This is a genomic window from Corallococcus sp. CA049B (genome assembly GCF_003611685.1).
Lineage (GTDB): Bacteria > Myxococcota > Myxococcia > Myxococcales > Myxococcaceae > Corallococcus > Corallococcus coralloides.
On sequence record NZ_RAWC01000265.1, the window covers coordinates 1 to 11,340 of the forward strand.

The following is an 11,340-nucleotide window of genomic DNA, read 5'->3' on the forward strand; positions in this document are numbered from 1 at the left end:
CCCTCGCACCACCCCCTGCCCTGCCTGCTCCACCAACCCCAACAGCCAGGTGGAGTCCTCGCGCAAGGTGGACTCGACGCCCGACACCAGCCCCCGGCCCACCTTCGAGGCCACCTCCTCCCCCAATGGGACCACGCCGCGCGCGTCCTCCAGGATGGCCGGAAGGGAGTCATGCAGCTGCTCCGTGGCCGCCTTCACCACGCCCCGGGCCATCACCTGGGCGCGCTCGCCCGGCGTGCGGATCTCATCCGTGCGCGAATGCGCGAACATCACCACTTCGTCGAAGACGTGGTTGAGCCTCACCATGAAGCCGTGGAGCGGCAGGCCCCCGTCATTCCACTCCTTCTCCAACGCCTTCAGCGCCCCCTCCATCGCCGCACCCGCCAGCACCTCGGTCGCGTCCGCAGATGCGCCAGGCTCACGCTCGGCGGCCTCGTGGGCCATGCGGCCCAGCACCGTGAGCAGATCCTGGAGCAGGGTGTCCAGCTGGCCGTGGCCGTCGGGTACCTCCTCGCGGAGCCCGTCCGCCGTGCCGCGCACCACGCCGGTCGCGATCTCCGTCGCCACCCTGCGCTGCAGCGACAACGTCAGGTTGCGCAGCGCATCGATGGGTCCCGTACGGCCCGCGATTCCCATCGGCACACCCGTCCTTCCACAGGGGGTTCCCCGGGAGGATGCGAACCCGGGGACACCCGGGCAATGACATCCAGCCACGCCCTCCGCCCGCCACGCCGCTCCCCTGCGGGTTGTCCCTCGCCCGCCGCGTCCCCATCCCTACGCGCAACCACAGACACCGGAGCGTGCCCGAATGGCGACGAAGTCCGCGAAGAAGAAGCAGCCCAACATCCTGGTCATCTTCGGAGACGACATCGGCTACTGGAACCTCAGCGCCTACAACCTGGGCGTCATGGGCTACCGCACGCCGAACATCGACCGGCTGGCGAAGGAGGGCGCGCTCTTCACCGACTACTACGCCCAGCAGAGCTGCACCGCCGGCCGCGCGGCCTTCATCACCGGGCAGTGCCCCTTCCGCACCGGCCTCACCAAGGTCGGCATGCCGGGCGCGAAGGTGGGCCTCCAGCCAGAGGACCCCACCATCGCGGACCTCGTGAAGCCCCTGGGCTACGTCACCGGCCAGTTCGGCAAGAACCACCTGGGCGACCGCGACGAGTTCCTGCCCACCGTGCACGGCTTCGACGAGTTCTTTGGCAACCTCTACCACCTCAACGCCGAGGAGGAGCCGGAGAACGTGGACTACCCCAAGGACCCCGCGTTCCGGCAGCGCTTCGGTCCGCGCGGCGTGCTCAAGAGCAAGGCGGACGGCGAGGGCGGGCAGAGCGTGCAGGACACCGGCCCGCTCAACAAGAAGCGCATGGAGACCGTGGACGAGGAGTTCCTGGGCGCGACCCTGGACTTCATCGACCGCGCGCAGCAGGAGCAGAAGCCCTTCTTCGTCTGGTTCAACACCACCCGCATGCACATCCACACGCATTTGAGGAAGGAGTCCCAGGGCAAGACGGGCTTCGGGCTCTTCCCGGACGGCATGGTGGAGCACGACGGGCACGTGGGCCGGCTGCTCGACAAGCTGGACCAGCTGGGCATCGCGGACGACACCATCGTCGTCTACACCACCGACAACGGCGCGATGACGAGCATGTGGCCTGACGGCGGCGTGACGCCCTTCCGCGGCGAGAAGGACACCAACTGGGAGGGCGCGTTCCGGGCCCCGTGCCTCGTGCGCTGGCCCGGCGTCGTGAAGCCCGGCACGCAGATCAACGAGCTGTTCTCCTCCGAGGACTGGCTGCCCACGCTGGTCTCCGCCGCGGGCGAGCCGGACATCGTGCGGAAGGTGCTCGACGGCCATGACGCGGGCGACAAGCACTTCAAGGTCCACCTGGACGGCTACGACCAGACGGCGCTGCTGTCCGGCCAGTCCCCGGAGTCCAGGCGCGAGGAGTTCTTCTACTTCGGCGACGACGGTGAGCTGGTCGCCATGCGCTACAGGCGCTTCAAGCTCGTCTTCGAGGAGCAGACCGCCAAGGGCATCGAGGTGTGGGCGCATCCCTTCAGCAGCCGCCGCGTCCCGCTCATCATCGACCTGCGCGCGGATCCGCTGGAGCGCGCCATGGACTCCGTCGGCTACTCCGCCTGGATGGTGGACCGCGCCTTCGTCCTGGTGCCCGCGCAGGCCCTGGTGGGCCGTTTCCTGGCCACCTTCCAGGAGTTCCCCTCGCGCCAGCACCCGGCCAGCTTCTCCATCGACCAGGTGATGGCGAAGCTGGAGAACGGCGCCGCCCCCGTCCACTGACGGGCGGTGTCTCCCATCCATCGTCGCGAGGAAACACGCCTTGTGCGTGCCGGGAGCATGAGGCATCCAGGGTCCCTTCCCGGAACCTCGCGACATGACCGTCTCCCCTTCCCCGGACGTGCAGGACGCAGCCCTTCGCAACCGGCGCCGGCGCCGCGTCGCCCTGTGGGCCCTGGTGGCGGTGGCGGTGCTGGAGGTCGCCATCAACGTCGCGCTCAACACGGGCGTCACCCAGGCCATCATGGGCCGCGCGACGGACCGCACGCGGCTGACGTGGCAGCGCGCGTGGTGGCTGTATCCCGTGGGCCGGCTCCACCTGAAGGGCTTCACCCTCACCCAGCAGGACTCGGACGTCTGGTGGAAGGTGGAGGTGGACGAGTTGGAGGCGGGCATGTCGCTCACGGGCCTGTTGCGCAAGCGCGTGGACGTGGACGGCATCAACGGGCACGGCGCCAGCTTCCACCTGGAGCCGTCCGGCGCGCCGGCAGAACCGTCCGACCCGAACAGCAAGCCCTGGGTCATCCACCTGAAGGACGTCACGCTGCACGACGTGCGCGAGCTGGACTTCAGCCGCGTGCGCTTCGCGGGCGCGCTGGACGTCACCGGCATGCTGAACCTCCAGTCCCGCGAACGGCTCCAGGTGGACCTGCCGTCGGTGCGCGTGACCGAGGGCTTCATCGAAGTGGACGGCAAGCGCGTGGCGCGGCTGGAGTCGCTCGACTCGCGCGCCCGGCTCGACGCGCCCTTCCGGGCCGGCAAGGGCTACGACCTGTCCAAGGCCCTGGGCGGCCAGGTGAAGACGCGCATCGACGTGCTGCCCCTGGACTGGCTCAACGACCTGCTGGGCGCGAGCGCCCCCGTGTCGCTGCGCGGCGGCGCGGGCCGGATGGACCTGGACGTGCGCATGGAGCGCAACACGCTGGAGCCGGGCAGCCAGCTCAAGGCCTCCGGTGAGGCGCTGGATTTGAGGGCCGGGCCCATGCGCGTCCGGGCTCCGTGGAGCCTCCAGGCGTCCATGGACGCGGAGCCGAAGGGACAGCCGTCAGGCCAGCTGCGGCTGGCCTTCGCGCCCGTGCACGTGTCGGGCCCCAAGGGCCACGACCTGGAGGTGCCGGAGGTCACCCTCACCGTGCAGGCCCGGCGGCGCGAAGGTCAGCCCGGCCTGGAGCTGAAGCCCGCGCTGCGCGTGGCGAAGAGCCAGCCCCTGGACCTGCGCGTGCTCAATCCGTGGCTGGGCCAGACGCTGGAAATCGACTCCGGTCACGTGACGGTGCGCAGCGAGGAGCACTCCAAGGGCGCGAAGGCGCGCAACGCGCTGGAGCTGCGCATGGACACGGACCTCATCTCCGGACGCATGGGGCCCAACAAGGTCCTCCTGCGCGCGGAGGTGGAGGTGGATGCGCGTCAGCTGTCCTGGGACATGACGGAGCTGGGCCTGAGCGGGACGACGCTGCGGCTGAGAGACGTGTCCTCCAACGGCAACGTGCCCATCCGCGCCTGGAGCGGGAACTTCACCCTGCCGCGCGCCAGCCTCTCCCTGTCCCCCACGGTGCTGAAGGCGCGCTTCGTGAGCCAGCTCACCGACACGCAGCCCATCGTCGCGCTGATCACCTCGTCCAAGAAGCTGCCCGGCTTCCTCACGTCCCTGCTCAACATCCCCAAGGTGGAGGTGACGGGGCAGGTGCAGATCGACGAGCGCGGACTCCAGCTGCGCGAGCTGAAGGCGAAGGGCGAGGGCTTCTCGCTGGAAGGCCACCTGGACCTCGTGCAGGGCAACATCACGGGCGCCCTGCTGGCGTCGCTGGGCGCGGTGACGGGCGGCATCGAGCTGCGGCCCGGCAAGCACGACCTGCACCTGCTGAAGGCGACGGAGTGGTTCAAGCGCCAGCCGGTGCCCCCGTTCCGGTAGACCTCACGGAGGCCGCCACCGCGCCCAGGAGCACCCGTCAGGGTGTCAACGCGTTGGCGGCAGCGCCTCGTCCTCGGGTGGGGGGAAGGTGTTTTGCGTGCCCTCGGACGCGCAACCGTGCGACAAGGCGGGCCGCTGCTACACCTTTCGGAGGACGGCATGGCGGAGATGACCTACCGGACGGCGCTGGTGACTGGCGCCTCGAGCGGCCTGGGACGTGGACTGGCCCTGTGGCTGGCGAAGCACGGCGTGCGCGTCTTCGCGACGGGCCGGCGGCTGACGCACTTGCAGGCCCTCTCCGCGGAGGCGCAGGCCGCGGGCGCCGCGGTGGAGCCCGTCGTCATGGACGTCAGCGCCGTGGAGCCCTCCCAGGAGCGCATCCGCGCCATCGACGCGGAGTGCGGCGGGCTGGACCTGGTGGTGGCCAACGCCGGCATCGGCGGCCCCACGCACGGCAAGCGCATGGACTGGGAGCGCACGCGCTCCATCATCGACACCAACGTCACCGGCGCCGCCGCCACGCTGTGCGCGGTGCTGCCGCGGATGGTGGAGCGCCGCCGGGGCCACATCGTCGGCGTGTCCAGCCTCGCGGGGATGCGGGGGCTCGCGGGCCACGCCGCCTACTCCGCGTCCAAGGCCTTCCTCGCCACCTTCCTGGAGAGCCTGCGCGTGGACCTGAAGGGCACCGGCGTCCAGGTGACGTGCGTCTACCCGGGCTTCGTGAAGAGCGAGCTCACCGCGAAGAACACCTTCCCCATGCCCTTCCTCATGGAGACCGAGGACGCGGTGGAGCGCATGGGCCGCGCCATCTTCACGGGCGCCGCGGAGGTGAGCTTCCCCTGGCAGCTGTCCACGCCCATGCGCGTCCTGAAGGTCCTGCCCAACCCGCTGTTCGACGCCACCGCGCGCCGGTTGAAGTGAGCGGAGGCCGCCCATGACGACGACCCCGTCCTTCGCGCAGCGCTTCGCGAAGCTCGCCGACGAGCGCTCCCCCTTCTGCCTGGGCCTGGATCCGTCCCGCGACGTGCTCGGCCGTTGGAACCTGCCGGACACGGTGCAGGGCCTGTCCGACTTCTGTGAGCGACTGGCCGACGCGGCCGGTGAGGCGCTCGCGGTGGTGAAGCCCCAGAGCGCCTTCTTCGAGCGCCACGGCCCCGAAGGGCTCGTCGTGCTCCAGCGCGTGCTCCAGCGCTTCCGCGCCGCGGGCACCCTCACACTGCTGGACGTGAAGCGCGGCGACATCGGGTCCACCATGGACGCCTACGCGGAGTCGCTGTTCGGCCAGGGCAGCGCGTACGACGTGGACGCCGCCACCTTCACCGCGTACCTGGGCCTGGGCGCGCTGGCGAAGACGGTGGAGCGCGCGCGGGCCCACGGGGCCTGCGCCTTCATCGTCGTGCGCTCATCCAACCCGGAGGGCGTGCCCGTGCAGAACGCCGTGGGCGGCGATGGCCGCACCGTGGCCCAGGCGGTGGCGGACGGCCTGCGCGAGCTGAACGAGAAGGCCGGCCCCGGCGTGCTGCCCGCGGGCGCGGTGATGGGCGCCACCCTGCCCCCGGCCGACCGCGACGTGGTGGAGCGGTTGGGCGGCGCGCTGCTGCTCACGCCGGGCATCGGCTCGCAGGGCGCGGGCTTCAATGACCTGCCCAAGCTCTTCTCCGGCCGCGAGCGGCAGGTGCTGCCCACCGCCGCGCGCTCCGTGCTGGAAGCGGGGCCGGACGTGGCCGCGCTGAAGAAGGCCCTGGAAGCACATCAGGCGCCCTCGCGTGCGTTCCGCGAAGGCGCCTGAAGGGCACTGCTTTTGAGATGCGGCGCGCGGGCTACTGCGCGCCCATCATGAACTGGTCCACGCCGACCTGGTTCTTGTCGGGCACGGCCTCCTTCGGCTCGGTGCCCTTCTTGAAGAACATCAGCTCCGCGCCCTTGGCGCCGGGGCTGGACACCTTGCCCGTCTTCTTGTCGATGTAGAGCCGCGCCAGCTGCATGGACTGCCAGGGGTAGAACTCCGACTGGGGCCGGCCCTCCAGCGCGCGCTTCATGTAGTTGAGCCAGATGGGCAGCGCCGCGCGGCCACCCGTCTCATAGCGGCCCAGCGGGTGCGGGTTCAGGTCGTAGCCCACCCACGCCACCGTCACCAGGTCCTTGGTGTAGGCCGCGAACCACGCGTCGAAGGAGTCGTTCGTCGTGCCCGTCTTGCCCGCCGCCGGCTTGCCCAGCCTCTGCGCGGGACCGCCGGTGCCCTGGAGCACCACGCCGCGCAAGAGGTGCGTGAGGATGAAGCCCGTCTCCGCGCTCATCACCTGCTCGCCCGGCTCGAAGAGGCGCGCGTAGCCCGCGGCCACGCGGTCCTGCAGCGGGGCCCACGCGTCGTCGAACGCCGTATGGTCCTCCAGCGTGCGGCCGAAGCGGTCCTCCACCTTGCGGATGAAGTACGTGGGCTTCTTGCGGCCGTAGCGGTTGAAGGTCGCGTACGCGGAAGCGAGGTCGAACGGGTACACGCAGGACGACCCCAGCGCCGCGGAGAAGTCCATGTTCATGGGCGTCGTCAGGCCCAGCTTCTTGGACCAATCCGCCATGTTGTGCACGCCCACCGCGCCGAACGTCTTCACCGCGGGGATGTTCATGGAGTTCACCAGCGCCGTGCGCAGCAGCACGTCACCCACGAACTCCTCGCTGTAGTTGGCCGGCTTCCACGACACCTTGTTGTCCGGGTCGTGCTCCACGATGGGCGAGTCCACGATGACGGTGGCCTCCGTCCAGTTCAGCTGCTCCAGCGCCGCCGAGTACACGAACGGCTTGAAGGACGAGCCCGGCTGACGGCACGCCTGGAACGCGCGGTTGAACTCGTTGTCGTCGAAGTCGTAGCCGCCCACCATCGCGGTGAGGTACTGGCGATGCGGGTCGATGGAGACCAGCGCGCTCTGCGCCTCCGGCGTCTGCTCCAGCCGGAAGAGCTTCACGCCCTCCTCCGGGATGTCCTCCGCCAGCTTCTTGTCCCACTGCTCCTTGTCGTCCGTGAGCTCCTTCTTCACCACGTGGCGAAGGACGACGACGTCACCCACCGCCACGGCCTTCTTGACGGAGGTGATCATGCTCGCCGGGTAGTAGCTCTCCGGGTTCACCTTGCGCGCCCAGCGCATGCCCAACAGCGGCAGGCGTCCCTGGTGCGGCCCCACCTGCACGTCCGCGCCCTTGCCGTCCTCGTCGATGCGGGTGACGACGCCCACGTAGAGGCGGTTCTCGACGAGTTCCTCCTTGCCCATGGCCTTCTTCGCCTTGGCGATGAAGGCGCTGCGCTCAGGCTCGGTGGCCAGCTGCATCACCGGGCCGCGCCAGCCCTGGCGCTTGTCCACGGACATCAGGCCGTCCAGCACGGAGTCCTGCGCCGCGCGCTGACGCTCGCTGTCCATGGTGGTGAAGACCTTGAGGCCCTCCTTCAGCAGCACGGGGTTGCCGTAGCGGTCCACCACGTCCTTGCGCACCTGCTCCACGAAGTACGGGGCGAACTCGTGGAAGACGTCCTCCACCGGGTACACCTTCACCGGCTCCGCGTTGGCCTGGTCGTGCTCGGCCTTGGAGATCATGCCCTCCGTCAGCATGCGGCCCAGCACGTAGGTGCGGCGCTTCTTCGCGGCCTCCGGGCGCAGGAAGGGCGAGTAGCGGCTGGGGGCCTGGGGCAGGCCCGCGATGAGCGTCATCTCCCCCAGCGTCAGGTCGCGCACGTCCTTGCGGTAGTAGTTCTCCGCCGCGCTCTGCACGCCGTAGCTGTGGTGCCCGAGGAAGACGTTGTTCAGGTAGAGGTAGAGGATCTCCTCCTTCGTCAGCGCCTGCTCCAGGCGGAAGGCGAGGATGGCCTCGCGAATCTTGCGCTTGGGCGTCTTCGCGGTGGCCTCCTTGTAGCCCTCCGCGGAGATGAGGACCGCCTTCGCGGTCTGCTGCGTGAGCGTGGAGCCGCCCTGCACGCCGCCGGCGCGCAGCCCCAGCTTCGTCATCACCGTCTTGGAGACGGCGCGCGTGGTGCCCAGCACGTCCACGCCGAAGTGGTCGAAGAAGCTGGAGTCCTCGCTGGCGATGAACGCCTGGACGAGCCGCTTGGGGATGCGCTCGTAGGGCACCACCTTGCGCCGCTCGTTGTAGAACTCGCCCGCGAGCACCGCGTCGTCGGTGTAGACCTCCGTGACGATGGGCGGCCAGTACTCGTCCACCTTCGGGATGGCGGGCAGCCCGTCGGAGAAGACGTAGTAGGCGCCCACGACGGCGAGCACGCCCGCGGTGGCGCCCATGAGGCCCAGCACGGCGGCGAGCTTCATCAAGCGCACGAGGAAGTTGCGCTTGGGCGGAACGCCGTCGAGCACCAGCTTGGAGCGGCTGCGGTCAATCTTCGGGTCGGCCATGCGTGTTTGTGTCGAGTCCTGGGCTCAAGGCTTAGAGGAGCGCCGCCCGCTTCAGCACGTCCTTCAATTCGGATGGCATGGGGGTCTCCACGACGACCTTCCTGTCATCCTCGGGGTGCGGAAATTCGATGCGCTCGGCATGCAGGAACAGACGTTTGAGCCCCCAGCGCGCCCGCACGTCGCGGTTGAAGGCGAAGTCTCCGTACTTCTTGTCACCCGCCACCGGGTGGCCCACGGCGACCAGGTGCCTTCTTATCTGATGCGTGCGCCCGGTCTCGATGGTGCAGGAGAGGAGGGCTGCCTCGCTCGACTGGCGCACGACCTTCCAGCGGGTGACGGCCTCCTGCATGTTCACTCCCCGACGGGCCTTGGATTCGGCCGTCTGCTGGTGCTCGGCGAGCGGCAGGTCGATGACCCCGGAATCCCTGGGCATCTTCCCCTTCACCAGGGTCAGGTAGCGCTTCTTCGGGTGGCCGTGGGTGAAGATTTCCGTGAAATGCACCATCGCCGGGCGGCGCTTGGCCACCAGGATGACGCCGGAGGTCTCCCGGTCCAGGCGGTGGGCGGGTGAGGCGGTGAAGTCGTTGCGGGTCGCCTTGGGGCCCAGGTAGGCCCGGACGTAGTCCACCAGGGTGCCCCCGGTGATGCCGCTGCCGGTATGGACGGCCATTCCGCTGGGCTTGTCCACGGCCATGAGCCAGTCGTCTTCCAACAGGATGACCAGCCGGGAGGGGTCTACCGGTGGCGGCGGGGGGGGCGGACGGTCCGATTTCGGACGCTCCGCGAGGGTGAGCTGCTCTTCGGTGCCGCGGATGGTGAGCACGTCTCCTTCGACAAGCAACTGCTCTGGCTGCGCGCGCTTGCCATTCACCCGCACCTTCTTGGTGCGGATCATCTTGAAGAGGTGGCTGACGGGGACGTTGGGCATCCGCTTGCGCAGGTGCTTGTCCAGCCGCATCCCGACGGTGTCGGCTTCGATTCGGTACTCGATCATTTGTGCTGGCGCCTGGACCAGACCACACGAATAATTCGCGGTCCATGCCGAAAGCCCCAACTATCGAGAAGCTGCTCCAGAACGGTTCCGCCGAATGGAACAAGCTGCGCAAGTCCGGTCAGGCGCCCACCGGCCAGACGGGCGCCACGTTCACGCAGCTGTTCTCCGCCAACGCCGACCTCTCCGGACTGGAGCTGGTGGGCTCCGAGTGGGAGCGCTGTGACCTGTCGAAGATGAACTTCCGGGACACGGACCTCACGAACGCCTACTTCCACGGGGGCCGCCTCCAGGACTGCGACTTCCGGGGCGCCAACCTGGAAGGCTGTGTCTTCGAAAAGCTCAAGCTCCTACGCTGTGACTTCACGGGTGCCAGGGGTCTGGAAGACCTGGAGATGGACGACGTGGACATGGACCGCGTGACGGGCCTGGACGGCGAGGAGGCCCCGCCGCCGCCGCCCCCGCCGGTGCAGGGCATCACGGCGTTCACCCGTGAGCAGCGTGAGAAGATGCTCGGCCAGACGCACGCGGGCGGCGCGATGGACGGCGCGGCGTCCCCGCACCCGGACGAGCTGCCCCCGTTCCGGCCGCAGGATCCGCCGGGCTCGCTCTTCTTCCGCGCCCTCAAGCGCGTGGGCGCGCCCCCGCTCTGGGTGCTGGACGTGCCGGGCCTGCGTCCGCTGCTGCCCCAGCGGCTGCCGCCGGGCAGCTCCCTGGAGACGCTCTACCGCGAGGCGGTGAAGACGCGGCTGGAGAACAAGAAGCCCGCGGCGGACCCCGGCGCGGTGGAGCGCGCGCAGAAGGCGCTGCGCATGGGCGGCAAGGAGGCCAACGTCGCGGCGGTGTACCTGCGCGAGGTGGGCGTGCTGCCCCTGTTCCGCTTCGCCGCGGCGAAGCAGCTCAAGGCGGAGCTGCGCACCGAGGTGGAGGTGGACGACCTCACGGGCTCCGTGGATCCCCGCACCACGGGGGCGCTGCTGGAGCTGCGTTTGACGCACGAGGTGGTGGAGCACGTGCACGAGGTGCGCCGCCGGCTGGCGGCCGCGCAGCTGTACACGTCGCTCCTGGAGGCGGGCTTCAACCCGGAGAACAACTGGGACGAGGCGCTGGAGTCCGCGGACGCGTCGCTGGAGCTGGCGAACGCGGCCACGGGCGAGGACCGGCAGGCGCTCTTGGAGGGCTTCCAGGTGTTCGCGGCCCTGCCGGAGGAGGCGCGGCTGCGCCGCCTGGCGTACCTGGCGGAGTCCGTGTCCAACCTGGAGTTGCTCAGCCGGCTGCCGGAGGGCATGGAGCCGCAGTGGCTGTCCGGCCCGGAGGTGCGCGAGTGCCACGAGCGCGAGATGACCTACGTGCAGTCGCTCAAGGCGCAGGACATCCCGGCCAAGGTGCCGGCGCTGGGCAAGGCGGAGCTGGGCGTGCCCGAGGGCGAGGTGCCCGAGGAGAGCGACGACGACCTGTTCGTGCACGTGCGGTGCGACGTGTGCGGCAAGGAGAAGCTCATCGTCCAGTCGCCGGAGGCGTAGCACCCCGCCTCCCGCGCCGCGGGAGCTGAAGCAGTGGAGGCCCGGCCGGAGCGCCCCTGTGCGCATCCCGCCGGGCCTTTTCATGTCCTGCGCCGCCTGTGTGCAGCAGGCCGTGCCTCTCTCATCCCCGGGGGAGGCCTTCATCCCGCGCCCGGCTCCCTACCTTCAGGGCACGCGGCGCGGGCACCGCGAGCGAGGGTGCGGCGGGCGGGATA

General features: G+C 69.7%; 8 protein-coding genes. 5 read left to right on the plus strand and 3 right to left on the minus strand.

Annotation, left to right across the window (positions count from 1 at the left end):
• Positions 1-636, minus strand: a 636-nt coding sequence (locus tag D7W82_RS34945; RefSeq protein WP_120622447.1) for a hypothetical protein, incomplete at its 3' end; no start/stop codon positions are given.
• A 172-nt stretch (positions 637-808) separates the two neighbouring features.
• Here D7W82_RS34945 and D7W82_RS34950 point away from each other — a divergent pair.
• The 4 genes from D7W82_RS34950 (at position 809) to pyrF (ending at position 6,006) form a co-directional block, all read left to right on the plus strand.
• Positions 809-2,308 carry an arylsulfatase gene (locus D7W82_RS34950; protein WP_120622448.1) on the plus strand — a complete coding sequence of 500 codons (1,500 nt, stop codon included), beginning with the start codon at positions 809-811 and terminating at the stop codon, positions 2,306-2,308.
• A 94-nt stretch (positions 2,309-2,402) separates the two neighbouring features.
• Entirely contained in the window at positions 2,403-4,217 is a 1,815-nt protein-coding gene (locus D7W82_RS34955) for a hypothetical protein (protein ID WP_120622449.1), read from the plus strand.
• A gap of 159 nt (positions 4,218-4,376) precedes the next feature.
• Complete coding sequence (locus D7W82_RS34960) at positions 4,377-5,138, plus strand: SDR family NAD(P)-dependent oxidoreductase (RefSeq protein WP_120622450.1); 762 nt, start codon at positions 4,377-4,379, stop codon at positions 5,136-5,138.
• 13 nt (positions 5,139-5,151) lie between these two features.
• Positions 5,152-6,006 (plus strand): orotidine-5'-phosphate decarboxylase, encoded by an 855-nt coding sequence (gene pyrF / locus D7W82_RS34965; RefSeq protein ID WP_120622451.1) that lies wholly within the window; start codon positions 5,152-5,154, stop codon positions 6,004-6,006.
• Positions 6,007-6,037: 31 nt separating this feature from the next.
• Here pyrF and D7W82_RS34970 read toward each other — a convergent pair whose 3' ends face one another.
• Positions 6,038-8,611, minus strand: a complete 2,574-nt coding sequence (locus tag D7W82_RS34970) for a penicillin-binding protein 1A (RefSeq protein ID WP_120622452.1) — start codon at positions 8,609-8,611, stop codon at positions 6,038-6,040.
• 31 nt (positions 8,612-8,642) lie between these two features.
• Positions 8,643-9,605, minus strand: a complete 963-nt coding sequence (locus D7W82_RS34975; RefSeq protein WP_120622453.1) for an RluA family pseudouridine synthase — start codon at positions 9,603-9,605, stop codon at positions 8,643-8,645.
• A 44-nt stretch (positions 9,606-9,649) separates the two neighbouring features.
• On the opposite strand from D7W82_RS34975, the gene D7W82_RS34980 reads away from it, so the two are divergent.
• On the plus strand, positions 9,650-11,125 hold the full coding sequence (locus D7W82_RS34980; protein ID WP_171427703.1) for a pentapeptide repeat-containing protein: 1,476 nt from the start codon (positions 9,650-9,652) through the stop codon (positions 11,123-11,125).
• The last annotated feature ends 215 nt before the right edge of the window (positions 11,126-11,340 follow it).

What these genes read in the sequence shown, in the direction of transcription:
- pyrF (WP_120622451.1), top strand. Translation starts at nt 5,152, where the DNA reads ATGACGACGACCCCGTCCTTCGCGCAGCGCTTCGCGAAGCTCGCCGAC.
- D7W82_RS34975 (WP_120622453.1), bottom strand. Translation starts at nt 9,605, where the DNA reads ATGATCGAGTACCGAATCGAAGCCGACACCGTCGGGATGCGGCTGGAC.
- D7W82_RS34970 (WP_120622452.1), bottom strand. Translation starts at nt 8,611, where the DNA reads ATGGCCGACCCGAAGATTGACCGCAGCCGCTCCAAGCTGGTGCTCGAC.
- D7W82_RS34955 (WP_120622449.1), top strand. Translation starts at nt 2,403, where the DNA reads ATGACCGTCTCCCCTTCCCCGGACGTGCAGGACGCAGCCCTTCGCAAC.
- D7W82_RS34980 (WP_171427703.1), top strand. Translation starts at nt 9,650, where the DNA reads ATGCCGAAAGCCCCAACTATCGAGAAGCTGCTCCAGAACGGTTCCGCC.
- D7W82_RS34960 (WP_120622450.1), top strand. Translation starts at nt 4,377, where the DNA reads ATGGCGGAGATGACCTACCGGACGGCGCTGGTGACTGGCGCCTCGAGC.
- D7W82_RS34950 (WP_120622448.1), top strand. Translation starts at nt 809, where the DNA reads ATGGCGACGAAGTCCGCGAAGAAGAAGCAGCCCAACATCCTGGTCATC.